Here is a 17493-nt window from a genome sequence, read left to right on the forward strand (position 1 = left end):
TACTAGTTTGGTATAATTAGGTTCATTGGTATGGTTTTTGTTCATAATTTAATTATACCAACGAAAAGGGTCCCTAGGGACCCTTTTTGCTTAGAAATATAAAAAAGTTATTAGTTGATTTCATATAATCAACTAATAACTTTTTAGATTTAAGGGGCTGTTTTGTTACAGCCCCTTTAATATTCCGCTTCACACCTTAATTTTATTCAGCTAACCCTTGTTCTCTTCCGATAATATCAGCAATTTCTTGGCACAAGGATTGTAATGCTTCTTGGTCAGGACCTTCAGCCATAACGCGGATGAGAGGTTCTGTACCGGATGCACGTACCAGAACGCGGCCTTCATCACCGAGTTCACCTTCAGCTGTTAAAATAGCAGCTTTGATGATATCGTTGTCTTCCCAACCTGTTTTTGTTACAACCCGTACATTGATAAGTACTTGTGGGTATTTTGTCATGATGCCAGCCAATTCAGAAAGTGGTTGTCCTTTTTCTTTTACAAGGGCCGCCACTTGAACTGCAGTCAACATCCCATCGCCTGTTGTGTTGTGATCAAGGAAAATAACGTGACCAGATTGTTCGCCACCTATAGAAAGGTCATGTTCACGCATGTATTCCAATACATAACGGTCACCAACAGCAGTGGAAACAGTCTTCATACCGAGTTCTTCGGCTGCTTTATGGAAGCCAATATTACTCATAACGGTACCAACTACAGTATCGCCCTTGAGCTTGCCTTCTTCTTTCAATTTAAGAGCGCATAATAGCATGATTTGGTCACCATCAAGAACTTGACCTTTTTCGTCTACTAACAAGCAACGGTCAGCATCGCCATCGTTGGCAATACCAAGGTCCGCATGGTGTTGTTGAACAGCCACTTGCAAGCCTTCGATATGAGTAGAACCACAATGATGATTGATATTCAAACCATCTGGATTGACATTGATATTGATAACCTTTGCGCCAAGACCAGACAAGATTTCAGGACCTACGCTAGAAGCAGCGCCATTCGCACCATCATAGACAATCGTTAGACCTTCGAGGGATGCGTCGATTGTATGGCGAACAAAGTGCGCATAGTGATGTGCAAGATTTGCATTATACTCTACACGACCAATGCCAGCACCTGTAGGACGAGGTAATTCGTTATCTGCACTTTGACGTACATATACTTCTAATTGATCTTCTACTTCGTCTGGTAATTTAAAACCACTACCATCAAAGAATTTAATACCATTATCTGGGAATGGGTTATGGGATGCAGAAATAACAGCGCCCGCATCAAAACCTTGTTGTTTTACAAGGTAGGCTACAGCAGGTGTAGGAATAACGCCAGCCATAACTACATTGCCACCTACAGAACAAATACCAGATGCCAATGCACATTCCAACATGGAACCAGAGATACGCGTATCTCTACCAATTAAAAATGTAGGATGTTCTTTTTCTTTACCAAAATGTGTTGCCGCTGCACGCCCCAAATGGTATGCCAATTCAGGTGTTAAAAATTCATTAACAACGCCACGTACACCATCAGTACCAAATAATCGAGCCATATTTTCCTCCGTCTACAAACGAATGTATTTCTATCTATATTGTGTGTATTATATCACACGAGTTTGTATTATTTATAAAATCTGTAATACTTTCACAAAATACGCAATTGTATTCATCTATTTGTGAAAGTATCATTTATTAGGTCTTGCATACATGCTCATGCACGCAATCGCTGTTTCTGCACCATCTAGAGCAGCACTCATAATACCACCTGCATAACCAGCACCTTCCCCCATCGGATAGAAGCCGCCCACTGTAGTGGATACGCGATTATCGTCACGGCCCATACGAAGCGGTGAAGATGTTCGTGTTTCAACACCAGTCATACAGATTTCAGGGTTATCAAATTCTTTAATACGGCGCCCCCAATACGGTAAAGCCCGTTCTAAAACAGACGATACATAATTAGGCAAGCACTGATGCAAATCGCAATCTACAATACGAGGTTCATAACTATGTATACTGCTTTCAACAGACGGTGCATCAGCCTGCCCTAAGAAAGAACCTACCGTTTGAGCCGGTGCATTAAAGTTTGAACCACCCAGTTCGTAAGCCTTGCGTTCCCATTCTCGTTGAAAGACCACGCCGTCTAGAGGATGAGTGCCAAAATCATCAGGGCCTACGTTCACGACGATAGCACTATTAGCAACGCCACTATCACGAGCATACAAGCTCATACCATTAGTTACAACACCGCCCAGTTCGGATGCTGAGGCTACCACTTGTCCACCAGGGCACATACAGAAACTATAGGCAGTGCGACCCGATTCCTTATCATGATATACCAAGGAATACTCGGCGGCACCTAATCCTAAACTCTTTGGATCCACACCGTACTGAGATTGATCGATGACATCTTGAGGATGCTCAATGCGAACACCAATAGCAAACGGCTTAGCCACCATATCTATGCCGCGTTTAAATAGCATTTCATAGGTGTCACGTGCACTATGACCTACACCAGATAAAACTAAAGTCGTATCAATACGTTCCGCACCATTCACCTCGATACCGACCACACGGTCCTGGTCAACGAATACATCGGTTACCTTAGCACCAAAGCGGACTTCGCCGCCCCATTCGATAATGCGCTCACGCATGGCTTTTACCATATGGCGCAATTTATCAGTCCCTACATGCGGTTTATGCTTGTATAGAATCTCTTCAGGCGCACCAAACTCTACAAAGTATTTAGAGATTTCATGCAGCCTAGGATGCGTTACACGAGTAGTCAATTTACCATCAGAAAATGTACCGGCCCCACCTTCACCAAATTGAACATTCGATTCCGGTTTAAAAGATCCCGTTTTCCAAAACGTTTCCACATCCTTCGCACGAGTATCTACATCCTGCCCCCGCTCTAACACGATAGGGTGATAGCCTTCACGTGCGAGGTAAAAAGCTGCTAGCATCCCAGCTGGGCCAAAGCCCATTACAACAGGCCTATGTAGTAAAGGTTTATCACCGATTACAATCGGCTCTGGGTCTTCCGGTGTAAATAAGGTAACATCTTTTTGCTTACCTAGTTTCTTAATGATTTTTTCTTCATGTTGAGCCTCTACAAAAAGGGTATACACAAATACAATATTAGGTTTCTTACGTGCATCAACAGCACGTCTCACCACATGGATTTTCTGTATATGCCCCTTTAGTTGAGGGTATTTCTTTTCTACAAGGTCTTCAATTGTAGCCTTTACGGTAACGGCTACGCGAAGATTAATTATTCTTATCATATCTATGCTTTTCTTTGTATATCTACTGTTACACGAACCGTAGTCACCTTACTCGTAAGTCCATCAGGAATTACAAGATTAAATGTAGAATCAATAGGTGCCGTAGCATTACTTATATCAATAGACTCCGTCTTAAGATCAGAAATAGAATCCACCATTTCCTCACGGCCCGTAATCGTTACTTGTACAGGCTTAATCGTAATGCCTTTGACTTCATAACCATCAGCTACTTGACCTACGGTTGTTGCCGAAATAGGTACGGCTTTATCTTTTCTAAGTAAATTTAATTCATACTGTGCTTGACCTTGCGTTGGACTAATATTTACATCTAGCACATTGCCCGCATTATCCCAAGCTTCTAAATCAGCAACAGCGCTAAAGTTTTTAGTTTGTCCTGCCACATTAACCTTCATGACAACACGTGTAGCAGCCATTACTTGTTGTTTGCGACCGGATACGGTGACTTCTTTTGGAATGACTGTTACCGATTTTAATGCTACATTATCCGGAATTTGTCCAATTGGCACAATTTCAACAGGTAATTTCTTCGATGCATATTCATCAACATTAATCGTTACCGTATCAGGTTTGATTTCAACTATGTTCATCCCCGATGGTGGATTGAAATGGATAGTTACATTATTTTGACCCGTTGAAACCCCTGAAGCATCTATATAGGCCTTAAGGTTATCAGACTTTAAATTAATAATCGTATCGCGAGACCCACTAAGCGTAACGCGTACATATTGGGGTGCATCCTCTATGATGTAATTTGCTGCCAAATTTTGCACCTGTACAGGCACCGTATAGGAAACCTCCATCACAGGATTTTGGTCGCGCATAATAAAAAACCACATGACGATGGCTGCCAATAATGAAAGTATTTTTGCAGGCCAGTTGCGTTTCAAATGAATCATCATTTCTTGCCACCCCATTTCCACATGCTCGTAATATTTTGACGAGGTCTTTCCATAAATGTACGAAGGGCCTCTTTAATTTGATCTTCTGGTAAGTGACGATAAATATGTCCGCCATAGGTATAAGAAATGACACCCGTTTCTTCACTGACAACAACGACAACTGCATCTGTTTGTTCAGATAAGCCGATAGCCGCGCGATGACGTGTACCAAGTTCGGTACTCAATGTACGGTCCTCGGTAAGCGGCAATAGACAACCTGCAGCCTGAATGCGGCCATTGCGGATAATCATAGCCCCATCATGAAGTGGTGTACTAGGAACGAAAATATTTTTAATCAATTCTCGACTGAGTACGGCGTCTACAATGATACCTGTATCAATAAAGTCATTTAAACCCACCTCACGTTCAAATACGATGAGGGCCCCTGTATGTTCACGGGACATAACGCGAGCTGCCGCCATCACTTCATTGATAGCCATGTCCATTTCTTCTTCGTTTACATTCTGTGCTTTACTAAAAATACGGCCACGCCCAAGTTGCTCTAAGGCACGACGTAGTTCCGGTTGGAACACGACAGGTAACGCAAAGAGGATAACGGTCATCCCTTGTTGGAGAATCCAGTTAATAACATACAGATTCATTACATGGCTTAAAACATTCAAAATAGCCAAAAATAATAACCCTTTCAACAAGGCTACAGCACGTGTATCCTTTAAGAGTTTATACATATAATAAATACCGATAGCAACCGTCAAGATATCGATGAGATCAAGGATTCTAAAGGTATGTATGAGGGCTTCAAAATGCATATTCGCAACTCCTTATACAAAATAATAAGGTACAGCCATTATCTTAGCTGTACCTTATATTTTATCGCATTTTATGAGCACTGTAAATTTAAAACAGGGTTATACATTTTGCGTTTTAATCCACACATCCATGCATCCACCGCAGACCATACCTTCTTTTACAGCTACATCATCATTTAATTTTACTTCGATACGTCGATGCTGCTCCTTCTTCTTCATGGAATCAATAGCACTGAGGCGTATTTCATTTTCTGCGCGGCCACCGCCGATAGTCCCAAAAATAGACCCATCAGGGAATACAACCATCGAGGTACCTGCTTTACGAGGCGTAGAACCAGCCGTATGAAGAATTGTTGCCACTGCTAGTGTTTCACCTGTGCGTTGACTCAAATATTCTACAAACTCACGATTCATGACTTACAACTCTCTTTCTGCGTAAAAACTGACCTTTTTTACCTCGTACAACAGCAAGGTACTCACTGACGATAGATAATGCAATTTCCTCTGGTGTTTGAGCACCTAAATCTAGGCCAATAGGAGCATAAATCATATCAAGTTCCTCTTGCGTCCAACCTTTGGCTTTCAAATTTTCTAATGCATAGTGAATGCGTTGTTGACTGCCCATAACGCCCATATAGGTAGGCAATTGGTCGCGCAATTGCTCAAGGCACGTATTATCGAATTCATGAGCTCTTGTAACGATAATGAAACCATTATATTCATCAAGAGGTAGCTTGTCTCTAAAATCATTCAGTGGCAAACATTTTCTTGTTACCCGCTCATCAAAGAATTCCGGTACCACATATTCAGGTCGATCGTCGACAACCGTAGCACGATATCCGATAAATAATAATAAATCTGTAATGGCACGGCTTACATGACCAGCCCCCAGTACAAGTACAGATGGATCCTTTTCAACAGGTTCGACAAAACATTCAGTACTACCAAATACACATAAAGCATTCGGTTTAACTCTATTTAGAGTAAAGCCTTCTATGGCGTCACCATATAATATGTCCCCCTCCTGATTATAGATGGTTCTATCACCTTGGCGAGGTCCCGACAGAATGGTCACCAAAAAGGTTTGTTCTGTAACCTGCAATCTGTCTTTCATAATATCATAAATGCTTTCCATGTTTATTCCTTTCATAGTCCCATGCTGTAACAGCCTCTAAAACACCGCCGCCAACAGCGAGGGATTTGTCAGAAATACTATAACAATGCGATTCCTCACAACGAGCATCCACATCAGCTAATTTAAAATGGTCAGAAACGATGAGTCCCGTTTTTAAAATACCCCGTAATGTACCGGTAATCTTAGCTCGCACCGGTTCTTCATCGACATAACCAATCACTTCGTTAGCTTGTACCTCATCGCCAATATGGCGTTTGGCTGTAAATAGACCAGCCTTTGGTGAATGAATCACGCGTTCATGCGTATAGCCTCCTACATTGCCAGGGATACCTGTATTAGGCTCGGCCTCACCATCATAGATGCAGCGCCCTAAATTGTGACCGCGCATCGTTTCAACGACTACATTTACATCGTGGCCCGCATTGAATCCAGGGCCTACAGCGACGACAAATGGTGCGTCCAGTCTCGTAGTGCCTAGATTCTTCTTAGCTAAAATGGCATCAACGACGATATCTGGATGTAATCGATCCAACAATTCCTCATAAGGGGCCGTCACAACGGGAATAACACCTTCTGATAAGGTCTCTTGAATCTCATCAATGCTCACATGGCGCGCCACCAACCGTTCAAGAATCATTTCACCGCTATGAACTGCATTGCCATAGCTAACCTCTCTACGAATCATAGTGGGAATAGCAATCTCATTCACCACTACAGGGTATCCTGCACGTCTCAATCTATAAATAGCACCGGAAGCGATATCTCCGCCTCCGCGCACAAGTATTAAAGGCTTCATACACCCTCACTTTCACGATGTTGTAAATCGTTATAATCCTCTGGCGTATCTATATCAAATCCCCATTCAGGAATAATACTTACATATTCTACAAAATTCTGCCCCACACTACGAATGATCGTGCGTCCACCTTGATCACCCTCGATGTGTTGCAACGCCTCAAACCAATGGGCACCAAACAAAACTGGATTGCCAGGGTGTTGAGTTGTTCCATATTTAGGTACTACGATTGTCCTATTGGTTTCATCCCTATATTGTTGAAAGCTAGTGATGAGCTGTTCAACAACCATTGGTTTCAGTAATGGTTGATCAGACACAGAGCAAATAATACCATCTAAAGCTCGTGTGCCAAATGTATTCATCAAGTATTTCACGCCTAATGCGATGGATGTGCCTTGACCTAAATCAGAACATTCGTTATGAATAATGGAAAACCCATAACTGCTAGCAATATGGTCAATATCATGGTCCCCACCTGTAACGGCAACCATAGGATAGGTTTCTAAATTCCATGAAGAATTACTTTGTTTCCATCCAACTTGTAATGCATGACATACCGCATCAAGAATCGTCTTTCCTCGCCACAGGAGTAATTGTTTATTGGTTCCCATTCGTCGCGACCGACCTGCTGTTAACAAAACAAGGCCAATGCGAGGTATTTCTCGTGAAAGGGCGCCCCCGAAGGGAGCGCTTTCACATGTCTTATATTCCATTTTGTTACCTAGCGACATTGAATAATGCGACGAATTTCACAACTAGCCTTATACCCATCAGCCAACACAATAGCCGTAATATCACTATCTACCACATGGCTTATGAAATCATCAATGATGCGATGTTGCACCGTATCATAACCAGTGCAGAACAAGATTTTCTTGCCCTTACTATATTGGAATAGCCCTTGTTTATGAAGTACGATTTGAGCAAGCATATGAGGTGTTACGATGGCACCTTCTTCGCGATGTACAATGGATTGCACTAATTCCAAATTATGAACATGATCTTCATCAAGGGATGCACCAAGCATTTGAAGGTTCACTACCCCTATAGTTGTCTTTGTTTGACTCGGGATAACAGGTTCCGTATGTTTTGGCGCCTTAAGCCATTTTTCTTTAGCTCCATCTGCTTCAACAACGATTTGCCAGTTTGGATGTAACGCACTAAGGCCATCTATGCTTTCACAATCTACAGCATCAACCTTAGTTCGTGTAATACCGTTAAACCAGGCGCCACAATAACCTTGTTGAATACGTTTTGTACAATATTCATCAACATCGTTGATATCCTTCGTGTAAATAGGTTCATATTGAGCCACTTGTGATTCATATAAATGTGTCGTAGTCGTCACTACGATAGGTTGTCCTTGCAACCGACCATACTCGACTAGCTTAGATAAGACCGTTGTTTTGCCGCCAGCCCCAACCAATGCGACAATGCCAGGTTGGATAAGACGATTCCAGTACTGCGTTTGTGATGTCATAGCACGAGGCCCCCTTTAGGAATGTAGAAATGGTTATACTTTATATTTCTCGTCCATTCCCATAAATACCTTCTCTGGTGTCATAGGTAATGTACGAATATCCGCACCAACTGCATTTTTTACAGCATGTTGTATTGCGGGACAAGCTGTATTAATAACAATTTCACCGATGGATTTAACACCATATGCACCACTTTCCTCATATGATTCGACAAAGGCTGTATGTAATTCACCAATATCTTGACGTGTAGGAATCTTATAGGTCATGAAATTATTGGTTTCTAAACGACCATTACTAGAATATCTAACATCTTCATACAAAGCCATGCCAATGGCTTGTACTGCGCCGCCTTCAACCTGTACACGCGCTAATTTAGGATTCACAACGGTACCGCAGTCTACACAGTTATACATATGTAACGGTATAATTTGCCCCGTTTGTTTATCTACCTTAACTTCAGCGATAGAAGCCATAAATGGTGGTGGAGATGTATGACTACCCCATGTTGCAAAGCCCGTTAATTGTTCGGATGTAGTTCCGACTAATAGCTTAGGCGCTAGTTCTTGAACAGACATTTTCTTTGTACCGTCCTTAGTCGAACCTACTAAACCGTCAAAATCAATATCTTCTAGTTTAACATCCATAAATTGTGCTAATTTATGGATTATCTTTTCTCTCAGTTCTTCAGCTGCCATCTTCGCCGCAGTACCCGTTACATATGTCGTGCTCGATGCGTATGAACCTGGGTCAAATGGTACGATATCCGTATCAGATTCGACAACCGTCATAGATTCCATAGGGCAACCAAGGGCTTCACAAGCCATTTGTGTAAGAATTGTATTAGCCCCCATCCCCATATCGGAAGAGCCTGTATACAATGTGTAGTTACCATCATCGCCAAGGCGAATTTCTACGGATGCTACGTCGATATTAGCAACACCGGACCCTTGCAAGGCAAGAGCCATACCTAAACCGCCGCGGTAGCGCTCATCAATGTCCCAACTATGAGGACGTTCATCCCAACGAGCCATTTCCTTAACCTTATTTACAGTTTCTTGGAATAGTCCAGAATCCATAATTTCATCAGGATCATATACTAAGCTGCGTTCACCAGCAGCAATTAGATTCTTTTGACGAAGTTCAGCTGGGTCGATTCCCATTTCATCTGCTAATCGGTTAACGGCACACTCCAACGGCCACAAAGCTTCTGTAGCACCATAGCCACGGAAGGCACCGCCCGGCGTATGATTCATGTAAACCCCTTCCGTGCCGTAGTGCACCGCTTTTGCCTTGTTATACAATGGCACGGACTTGTGTTCCCCTGCAGTAGTCGTAGTAAAGCAGTGTGTTGCATGAGCACCTGCATCGGTAATGGAGTCCATATCGATAACTTGGATAATGCCATCCTTTGTAGCCCCTACGCGGATATACCATTCACGAGCATGACGTGTAGTCGAGCAAGTTTGCGCTTCTGTTCTATCATATAGCAAATAACATGGTTTTTGTAATTTCCAGGTTACAAATGCTGTCATCAATTCGGTACAAGCCGTTTGTTTCGATCCAAAGCCACCGCCAATGCGAGGTTTAATAACGCGGATCTTAGATGCAGGAATGCCTAGTGCTCGTGCAATATGACGGCGCACATGGAACACGATTTGCGTAGAGCTAACGATAACAATGCGCCCTAAATGATCGATATAGCCAAAGCTTTGAAATGGTTCCATTGCAGATTGACGCGTAGCTTGGTCGAAATATGTGCCTTCTACGACGTAATCGCATTTAGCAAGTTCCGCTTCAATATCACCAACACGCTTATGGTAGGATACACAAGTATTACGTTTATAGTCTTGTCCTACGGGAATGTGATTGAGAATATCATCTTCTGGATGAACTACTGTTTCATGGCCCATAGCCGTGCGTAAATCAAGTACCGGTTTTTGCACCTCGTATTCAACCTTAATGAGAGGCATCGCCTTCAATGCAGTAGCTTCATCTTTAGCCACGACGAGGGCTACTTCATCCCCTACATAGCGGACTACAGGATCGAGAATCAACGCATCATAGGCAGATGGCTCTGGATAGGTTTGACCTGCTAAGGTAAACCGCGTATTCGGTACATCTTCATAGGTAAAAATGGCCTCTACGCCAGGGATTAATTTAGCTTTAGATGTGTCGATCGATTTAATTTTCGCCTGTGCATGGGGACTACGCAATACCTTAATAATGAGAGCATCTTTTGGCACAAAATCCCCTGTATAAGAAGGTTTACCACTGAGTATGCCCTTGGCATCGACTTTATCATAAGACTTACCAATGTGCTTCATTATAAACCTCCTTGTAGATACTTACGAACACCGCGAAGCTGCGACTCATAGCCGGTACAGCGACAGAGATTACCAATCAAGTATTCGCGGATTTCATCATCACTAGCATTAGGATTTCTACGCTTCAATGCGATAGCACTCATCATCATACCGGTAGTACAGAAACCACATTGGTCTGCCCCTTCAGAAGCAAGACAATCCGCTAATAAAGATGCATCCTCTTCAAGACCTTCGAGGGTTGTGATGGAATGGCCTGGCGCACGGAATGTAGGATATGCACAAGATAGCGTAATTTCATCGTCGACCCAAACAGTGCATAAACCACAATTTGTCGTATCACAGCCACAGCGTACACTATAATAGCCTAAGTTGCGCAACGTAGTTAATAACATTTCATCCGTTGGCACATTAACGGTTACATTCTTATTATTAATCTTCAATACTAATTCCATTATTGTGCCACCTCCTTAACTAACCGGCGAACCATGGCTTTAGCCATTTCTATACGATATTCCTTCGATGCATGAGAATTCTTTTGATATACTAATTCCTCTGATGCAACCCGTGCTGCCTCATCCAATGCATCCAATCCTTTTTCTGAAAGCAAGGCACTAGCTTTCTCCGCCAATTGCGGCGCACCTGGACGAGTCCCAATATAAACTTCATAGGCTGTATCATCACGGCGAATAGAACCGGTTAAATACGGAAAGTCACCACGAGAAATGCGCAACGCCTCAACTGCAACAGGCACTTCGCGTTTAGGGATGCGAATTTCAACTAAAATATCGCGTTCCCGATAATTCATATAATCCTTCATGGACATACGACCACCCTTATAGGTTACGATGTCTGCATGAACAGCCAGCAAAGCTGGAATGATATCGGAAAAACCAAATTTGCTAGCTACGGATCCGCCCATGGTAGCCATATTTCTAAATTGGACGCCTAGAATTTCTTTGACACCACGTACTACAGCACCGCCACAAAAGCGTTGTAATGGTTCAAATCGTTCTACATCGCCTTGTGTCGCCATGGCACCAATAATAAATTCGTTATCTTCTTCACGAATATATCGTAAATCTAATCCTGCCATATCGATTACTGCAGGCCATGTACGGCGACCTAAGCGCAGCCAACACCCACCAGCAAGCATCGGTGCTGTCTTATTTTTTACGGCCATTTCATAGGCCTCTTCCACCGTCTTCGGTTGTAATACTTTCAAAAAGGCTAACATAATCTATCCTCACAATGGTATACTAAAAACAATCATTATCTTAAGCCATTTACTATTAGCAATGTTGCCATAAAACCTTTTATTTTTGCTTATATATAATTGTAACAACTATTACACCGTAAATCTATGACAAACAATATAAAATTACAAGAAGTTTGCAAACAATTACATATACCGGTAGTAGGTACCACATCGTGGCCACTTCCTCGAGAAGCGCGCAAAATCTTACGGGAATCCAATCCATGTCCCTTTACAGCCGCTGACCTAGAGGAACGATTGATTGGTACAGCTGAGTTTATGCCACGCAGCGCCATCGTCTGTCTATTTCCCTATCATGTACCACATGAAGGACCTACAAACCTATCCCGTTACACCTGGGCCACTGATTACCATCTAGTTGTGACGGACTATTTACAACGCCTCGTAAATGAATTAAAAACGACTGCCCCAGATGCATCATTCTCTATCCATTGCGATACAAGTCCCTTGGCTGATCGATATATGGCGTATTTAGCAGGTCTTGGATTCTACGGTAAAAACAAATGCTTTATCAATCCAACTTGGGGTTCTTATATCGTTATCGGCACTGTGCTTACCACATTAGAGTTCGAACCCAACACACCTATGGCCGATACGTGTGTGGGCTGTAATCGGTGCATTACATCCTGCTTAGGTCAATGTCTAAATGACACTGAATTTAATTACGCCACCTGTAAAAGCTATTTAACACAAAAAAAAGGCGATCTCACCGATGACGAACGAGCCATCATCAGGAAATCACCCTTACTATTCGGTTGTGATGTATGCCAAGAGGTATGCCCCCATAATAAGGACTTACCTACAACACCCATTATCGAATTTCAATCTATCGAACCTTATGTGGATGTTGATGAATTAGAGTCCATGACCAATAAGGAATTTAAGGCAAAATATGGTCATCGTGCCTGCTCATGGCGCGGCAAAAAAATATTGATACGCAATCATGAATACATCACCAAGCCTTAATACTACATACTATATTTTATAATAATTAAGCTTGTCTAAGGATTCATTCAAGGCCGGTACATATTCTTCAATAAACATGTCTACCTCTGGCATATTTAGAGCTTTCAACTTGGCCAAAATTGTATCGTGCGCCTCCTTGAATTCATCATTGCCTGCATGTAACTCATTAACGCATTTCATATAAGCGGACAAGGTATCAGCAGCTTTCACAATCGGCCATTCCGACAATGTTTCAGTATCTACAATATATGGTTTATAAACAGATTGCAATCGTTCCGGCAATGTACTTAGCATTTTTTCTTGCGCTAAGGTTTCTACCTCACCATACAAGGAGCGAAGCTTAGGATCAAAATATTTAATAGGTGTCGGCATGTCCCCTGTAAAGATTTCACTCACCTCATGATACATGGCAATGACGGCCACCTTGTTAATATCTAGGTTGCCACCAAAATATTCATTTTTAAGAGCCGCCAAATTGTGGGCAACCATGGCCACCTCAAGGCTGTGCTCTTGAATATTTTCCGTCTCCGTATTACGCATCAAGCTCCACCGGTTAATAAAGCGCATCCGTTTTAAAAAAGCAAAAAATGAACTCATACATATCCCCCTTACAATGAAGGTCCCACCAGACGGTAGGACCTTTTATATTATATACAATCTTATTAGATGACACCGCGCAATTTAAAGCCATAGTCTAGGAACTGAACGGCCTCATTCCAACGGTTGTCATCATTGAGCATCACTACAATCATGGTATGCCCCTTTCGCGTAGCCGATGCGATTAAACATTCACCAGCCGCATTTGTAAAGCCCGTCTTTAAACCATTGGCACCAGGATATTTATTGCGGATAAAATGGTTTGTAGTGCGAATCGTTTCAGGCGCACGGTTTTGATACGGCACCTTATAGTAATCATTAGCCACCTTGTCGCGGAACATTTGATATTTCATCCCATAAGCTGCAATCAAAGCCAAATCGCGTGCCGTCGAATGGTGTCCCATTTGGGTCAACCCATGAGGATTGAGGAATACGCTATTTTTAGCCCCCGCCTTAGCTGCTATGCGATTCATATCCTTCGCAAAATTTTCTACAGACCCACTTACGTTCTCTGCCACCACTACGGCCGCATCATTACCCGATGCTACCATCATACCTTCAAGAACACCTTCCAATGTAATTTGGTCGCCTACTTGTACGCCAAGATTAGAATCTTCCATGCTCGTCGCATAGGGACTAATCGTTGCCAACTCATCTAATTGTGTTCCCTTTAGCTCAAGTGCTGTTAATAAGGTTACCATTTTCGTAGTACTTGCTGGATGCATCCATTTATCGGGATTCTTGGCAAATAAAATCTCCTTTGTATCCGCATCAATGAGCACTACTGCTTCACCAATGGTAGACGGTGGCGTAGGTGCTTCGGCACGTGCGATTGTCCCAACGGCTATAGCACCTATGAAAGCTAACGCTACTAGTAGGTATCGTAAAGCCATACGCTTATTCGTTATGAAATCTGTCATATCTCTCACTTTCTAATTCTAAAATTTAATTATTATGTACCTAAACTATATATCCACATTCGTTGCAGAAGCTTTTTTCTTTGTTCCTTTAAGCTCACCCGTAGACGTATCTACATTTTGTACATAAACAACACGTTGCGGATATGGAATATCTATGCCATATTTATCAAAGGCATCCTTTACATCAGACATAATGCTATATTGCACAGATAGATAATCATTTGTCTTAACGCGAGCAAACGCAGAAATTCGTACTGAATTATCTCCAAATTCAGAAATGCCGATTTCCAAATTCTTCACATCAAGAATGCGCTTATCATTAGCAAAGATGTTCTTTAATATCTTAATTGCTTCATGATGGTCGTTATTATACCCAATATCAAAAACGAAAGGAATGACACGAACCTTTGTATTGGTAATATTCGTAACATTTTGTGATGTAAGCAATGAGTTTGGTATATAAATTTGTTTTTGATCCTTTGTAACGATGATGGTATACATAAATTGAATCGCCGTAACACTACCTACAACATCACCTACTTGGATAACGTGGCCTGCGCGGAATGGTTTAAATATTAAAATCAACAATCCAGATGCCAAGTTTGACATATTATTTTGTAATGCCAAGCCGATACCTAAACCAAAGGCACCAAAAGCAGCCACAAAGGATGTAGTGGGAACGCCAATTTGGTTAAGGCAAATCAAAATCAATCCAATGAGTAGTAAGTAGTTAATAATTTGGGTTACAAAACTCATGGCTGCGGAATCATAATTTGCACGTGTCATAACACGAACGGCAAAATTTTTAACCCATCGAATAATATAGCGACCTATTACAAATATAATTAGTGCCAGAAGAATATTGCCAGCTTGACTCAGAAACCATTCTCTCAATTTTAATAAGACATTGGCATCTTTAAACAACAACTGTGATGCGGTTGCTAAGAATTCGTACATGTATACCCCCACAATTCTTAAAGTAGCTCACTCAAATCTATGGTAAACATATGATATAATTTCACATGTAAATATTATGTATTATAAACAACTTATATGAAGATAATAAATTATTACCTTTTATTATAGCTTTATATTCTATATCTAACAATGATAAACTAGGGAGTCCTATATGCCTAACAATCCATATACAGCGCCAGATGAATTAATAACGGGTGGTCACGTCACAAAAGAATCATCGTCCATAACAGTTCTCTTCGACGATATCCACTATTCCTTGAGCAGCGGACAGTTAAACGGCGGCTTTCACCATACGCTTGGGGTCCGCAACCAACAACTAACGTATCATATCGAAACCGAAAAAGATTTACCAGGTGGGTCTGTGGCAAACTATTTAGCTCAAGAATTCGAACAAATTGATGTGCCCGTTCATTTCAGCACCGCATTATTAACATCTGCGACCATGTCCCTTCATGCGTATACGATGGTACAAGAAAGTGATACAATCGTTGAAACCATTGTCACCGGTGGTTATAAGAAAACGGCCCATCGTGCAGGTACAGGTTATTGTTATGAGGAAAAAGATGGTGAATTCCACACTCCTGGCACAATTAATATCCTCGTATTCACCAACAAGGCCTTAACAGACAGTGCGATGGTGAAAGCTATCATGACGATTACCGAGGCTAAAACAGCAGCATTACAAGATTGGAAGGTAGAAAGTACCAATGACTTCCCCAAATACAATACACATATAGTGCACAGTTTAGCAAAAGAAACGAACACCTCCGCTACTGGAACTGCTACCGATGGCATTATCTTGACCATCAATACAAATGGCGATGTATTAACTGATGCAGGATCCTATTCCCTATTTGGTGACACATTGGCCAAAGCTGTATACCTAGGTGTACAAAGAGCATTAGAAAATGGCATTGGTACCGAATAATCAATGCAAGCAAAAGACCCTTTGTGAATAATCACAAAGGGCCTTGTTATATCTGTCTCATACGCATACAATCGCTTGTAAGGGTCAGTATTCTTTAAAGATTCGTTCTAAATCCTTGCAAGTGCGTTCCTTTTGTAAGGCCAACATCAACAAGATACGAGCCTTTTGCGGTGACAAGCTATCACATACAAAATAGCCTGCCTCCACATCTTGGAGAACCTTAGATACTATACCACTCCCCGTTCGGGATGCGCGTATAACAGGTATTGGTAAATTGGATGTTACCTTGCGGATAGGTTGCGGTATCGTACCATGGCCTAAGCCAGCTAAGATCAAACCTGATGGGTTCGTTGCCACTATGGCAAGCCCCATGATTTCTTCGATACCAGCATAACATGTTAAGATTTCAACGCGTGGTAAATCGTCATCATCAGGTAATCCAAACTCAGATTCCATCGTATGTTTACGCAATGGAATCGTATAATAGTGTGCTGTGCCATCTTGCACAATACCAAGATGACCTGTATTAGGGCTACCAAAGGTTGCTACATTGGTAGTATTCATTTTAGTTACATCACGAGCGCCATCAATATAGCCGTTCATAACAACTAGTACACCCTTATTATAGGATGCTGGTGTGCGTACTACTTGTATAGCTTGCAACAAATTAATAGGACCATCAGCACTAACAGCACCTGCAGGGCGCATAGAACCGGTAATAACAATTGGCTTATCTGTATGTACGGTGAGATGTAAAAAATAAGCCGTTTCTTCCATACTATCCGTGCCATGTGTAATAACAACACCTGCAACATCATCGTTATCCACGCACTTTTGTACCAATTTTGATAGGCGGACCCATTGAAATAACGTTATATCAGAGCTTTCAATATTACAAAACTGATTACATACAAAAGGTCCATATTCTCTAACACCAGGCACGGAGGATATAATTTCTTCTAATGGCAACACGCCTGCTGTATAACCTGTTAAGTCCGTATCTGAAGCACCTTGTCCCGCAATGGTACCACCAGTACCGATGATTGCAATTTTCTTAGTCATCATATCCTCCTGTAG

18 protein-coding genes are annotated in these 17493 nt (G+C 41.9%); 2 read left to right on the forward strand and 16 right to left on the reverse strand.

Annotation, left to right across the window (positions count from 1 at the left end):
• Positions 1–202 precede the first annotated feature (202 nt).
• From glmM to O3617_RS08965, 12 genes are all read right to left on the reverse strand, one after another.
• Positions 203–1555: a phosphoglucosamine mutase gene (glmM, locus tag O3617_RS08910; RefSeq protein WP_371449617.1), complete on the reverse strand. Its 1353-nt coding sequence runs from the start codon at positions 1553–1555 to the stop codon at positions 203–205.
• Between the two features lie 132 nt (positions 1556–1687).
• Positions 1688–3289 (reverse strand): NAD(P)/FAD-dependent oxidoreductase, encoded by a 1602-nt coding sequence (locus tag O3617_RS08915; RefSeq protein WP_371449618.1) that lies wholly within the window; start codon positions 3287–3289, stop codon positions 1688–1690.
• A gap of 2 nt (positions 3290–3291) precedes the next feature.
• A complete protein-coding gene (locus O3617_RS08920; RefSeq protein ID WP_371449643.1) occupies positions 3292–4209 on the reverse strand; it encodes a YbbR-like domain-containing protein in 918 nt (305 codons plus the stop codon).
• A complete protein-coding gene (cdaA, locus tag O3617_RS08925) occupies positions 4206–5018 on the reverse strand; it encodes a diadenylate cyclase CdaA (RefSeq protein WP_005375475.1) in 813 nt (270 codons plus the stop codon). The genes O3617_RS08920 and cdaA overlap by 4 nt, the downstream gene beginning before the upstream one ends.
• A 99-nt stretch (positions 5019–5117) precedes the next feature.
• Complete coding sequence (locus O3617_RS08930) at positions 5118–5432, reverse strand: XdhC family protein (protein ID WP_295228540.1); 315 nt, start codon at positions 5430–5432, stop codon at positions 5118–5120.
• Positions 5422–6153, reverse strand: coding sequence for an XdhC family protein (locus tag O3617_RS08935; RefSeq protein ID WP_371449644.1), 732 nt, complete (start codon positions 6151–6153; stop codon positions 5422–5424). Before O3617_RS08935 ends, O3617_RS08930 begins: the two co-directional genes overlap by 11 nt.
• Positions 6137–6949 (reverse strand): selenium-dependent molybdenum cofactor biosynthesis protein YqeB, encoded by an 813-nt coding sequence (yqeB, locus tag O3617_RS08940; protein ID WP_371449619.1) that lies wholly within the window; start codon positions 6947–6949, stop codon positions 6137–6139. The genes O3617_RS08935 and yqeB overlap by 17 nt, the downstream gene beginning before the upstream one ends.
• Positions 6946–7662 carry an NTP transferase domain-containing protein gene (locus tag O3617_RS08945; protein ID WP_371449620.1) on the reverse strand — a complete coding sequence of 239 codons (717 nt, stop codon included), beginning with the start codon at positions 7660–7662 and terminating at the stop codon, positions 6946–6948. The genes yqeB and O3617_RS08945 overlap by 4 nt, the downstream gene beginning before the upstream one ends.
• An 8-nt stretch (positions 7663–7670) precedes the next feature.
• Positions 7671–8429, reverse strand: a complete 759-nt coding sequence (gene yqeC / locus O3617_RS08950) for a selenium cofactor biosynthesis protein YqeC (protein WP_009661716.1) — start codon at positions 8427–8429, stop codon at positions 7671–7673.
• A 33-nt stretch (positions 8430–8462) separates the two neighbouring features.
• Positions 8463–10754, reverse strand: coding sequence for a xanthine dehydrogenase family protein molybdopterin-binding subunit (locus O3617_RS08955; protein WP_371449621.1), 2292 nt, complete (start codon positions 10752–10754; stop codon positions 8463–8465).
• Positions 10754–11206 carry a (2Fe-2S)-binding protein gene (locus O3617_RS08960; RefSeq protein WP_371449622.1) on the reverse strand — a complete coding sequence of 151 codons (453 nt, stop codon included), beginning with the start codon at positions 11204–11206 and terminating at the stop codon, positions 10754–10756. Before O3617_RS08960 ends, O3617_RS08955 begins: the two co-directional genes overlap by 1 nt.
• Entirely contained in the window at positions 11206–11988 is a 783-nt protein-coding gene (locus O3617_RS08965; RefSeq protein WP_371449623.1) for a xanthine dehydrogenase family protein subunit M, read from the reverse strand. The genes O3617_RS08960 and O3617_RS08965 overlap by 1 nt, the downstream gene beginning before the upstream one ends.
• A gap of 126 nt (positions 11989–12114) precedes the next feature.
• Between O3617_RS08965 and O3617_RS08970 the strand changes: the two genes are divergently transcribed.
• Positions 12115–12993, forward strand: a complete 879-nt coding sequence (locus O3617_RS08970; RefSeq protein ID WP_371449624.1) for an epoxyqueuosine reductase — start codon at positions 12115–12117, stop codon at positions 12991–12993.
• 9 nt (positions 12994–13002) lie between these two features.
• On the opposite strand, the gene yfbR is transcribed toward O3617_RS08970, so the two are convergent.
• The 3 genes from yfbR to O3617_RS08985 all read right to left on the reverse strand — a co-directional run bounded on the left by yfbR (position 13003) and on the right by O3617_RS08985 (position 15467).
• Positions 13003–13590: a 5'-deoxynucleotidase gene (yfbR, locus tag O3617_RS08975; protein WP_371449625.1), complete on the reverse strand. Its 588-nt coding sequence runs from the start codon at positions 13588–13590 to the stop codon at positions 13003–13005.
• A 65-nt stretch (positions 13591–13655) separates the two neighbouring features.
• Entirely contained in the window at positions 13656–14510 is an 855-nt protein-coding gene (locus O3617_RS08980) for a D-alanyl-D-alanine carboxypeptidase family protein (protein WP_371449626.1), read from the reverse strand.
• A 45-nt stretch (positions 14511–14555) separates the two neighbouring features.
• A complete protein-coding gene (locus O3617_RS08985; RefSeq protein WP_371449627.1) occupies positions 14556–15467 on the reverse strand; it encodes a mechanosensitive ion channel family protein in 912 nt (303 codons plus the stop codon).
• A gap of 172 nt (positions 15468–15639) precedes the next feature.
• Between O3617_RS08985 and O3617_RS08990 the strand changes: the two genes are divergently transcribed.
• The gene (locus O3617_RS08990; RefSeq protein ID WP_371449628.1) at positions 15640–16416 is read left to right on the forward strand and encodes an adenosylcobinamide amidohydrolase; all 777 of its coding nucleotides are present in this window, start codon (positions 15640–15642) and stop codon (positions 16414–16416) included.
• An 84-nt stretch (positions 16417–16500) separates the two neighbouring features.
• On the opposite strand, the gene O3617_RS08995 is transcribed toward O3617_RS08990, so the two are convergent.
• Positions 16501–17478 carry an asparaginase gene (locus O3617_RS08995; RefSeq protein WP_371449629.1) on the reverse strand — a complete coding sequence of 326 codons (978 nt, stop codon included), beginning with the start codon at positions 17476–17478 and terminating at the stop codon, positions 16501–16503.
• Positions 17479–17493 lie beyond the last annotated feature (15 nt).

Origin of the sequence: Veillonella sp. 27098_8_77 (assembly GCF_041431535.1) — a bacterium.
Classification (GTDB): domain Bacteria; phylum Bacillota; class Negativicutes; order Veillonellales; family Veillonellaceae; genus Veillonella.

Excerpts from the sequence above, each read along its gene's own strand:
- yqeB (WP_371449619.1), bottom strand. The coding sequence starts at position 6,949 with ATGAAGCCTTTAATACTTGTGCGCGGAGGCGGAGATATCGCTTCCGGT.
- O3617_RS08970 (WP_371449624.1), top strand. The coding sequence starts at position 12,115 with ATGACAAACAATATAAAATTACAAGAAGTTTGCAAACAATTACATATA.
- O3617_RS08985 (WP_371449627.1), bottom strand. The coding sequence starts at position 15,467 with ATGTACGAATTCTTAGCAACCGCATCACAGTTGTTGTTTAAAGATGCC.
- O3617_RS08980 (WP_371449626.1), bottom strand. The coding sequence starts at position 14,510 with ATGACAGATTTCATAACGAATAAGCGTATGGCTTTACGATACCTACTA.
- yqeC (WP_009661716.1), bottom strand. The coding sequence starts at position 8,429 with ATGACATCACAAACGCAGTACTGGAATCGTCTTATCCAACCTGGCATT.
- cdaA (WP_005375475.1), bottom strand. The coding sequence starts at position 5,018 with ATGCATTTTGAAGCCCTCATACATACCTTTAGAATCCTTGATCTCATC.
- yfbR (WP_371449625.1), bottom strand. The coding sequence starts at position 13,590 with ATGAGTTCATTTTTTGCTTTTTTAAAACGGATGCGCTTTATTAACCGG.
- O3617_RS08930 (WP_295228540.1), bottom strand. The coding sequence starts at position 5,432 with ATGAATCGTGAGTTTGTAGAATATTTGAGTCAACGCACAGGTGAAACA.
- glmM (WP_371449617.1), bottom strand. The coding sequence starts at position 1,555 with ATGGCTCGATTATTTGGTACTGATGGTGTACGTGGCGTTGTTAATGAA.
- O3617_RS08995 (WP_371449629.1), bottom strand. The coding sequence starts at position 17,478 with ATGACTAAGAAAATTGCAATCATCGGTACTGGTGGTACCATTGCGGGA.
- O3617_RS08920 (WP_371449643.1), bottom strand. The coding sequence starts at position 4,209 with ATGATGATTCATTTGAAACGCAACTGGCCTGCAAAAATACTTTCATTA.
- O3617_RS08935 (WP_371449644.1), bottom strand. The coding sequence starts at position 6,153 with ATGGAAAGCATTTATGATATTATGAAAGACAGATTGCAGGTTACAGAA.
- O3617_RS08960 (WP_371449622.1), bottom strand. The coding sequence starts at position 11,206 with ATGGAATTAGTATTGAAGATTAATAATAAGAATGTAACCGTTAATGTG.
- O3617_RS08990 (WP_371449628.1), top strand. The coding sequence starts at position 15,640 with ATGCCTAACAATCCATATACAGCGCCAGATGAATTAATAACGGGTGGT.
- O3617_RS08915 (WP_371449618.1), bottom strand. The coding sequence starts at position 3,289 with ATGATAAGAATAATTAATCTTCGCGTAGCCGTTACCGTAAAGGCTACA.
- O3617_RS08965 (WP_371449623.1), bottom strand. The coding sequence starts at position 11,988 with ATGTTAGCCTTTTTGAAAGTATTACAACCGAAGACGGTGGAAGAGGCC.
- O3617_RS08945 (WP_371449620.1), bottom strand. The coding sequence starts at position 7,662 with ATGGAATATAAGACATGTGAAAGCGCTCCCTTCGGGGGCGCCCTTTCA.
- O3617_RS08955 (WP_371449621.1), bottom strand. The coding sequence starts at position 10,754 with ATGAAGCACATTGGTAAGTCTTATGATAAAGTCGATGCCAAGGGCATA.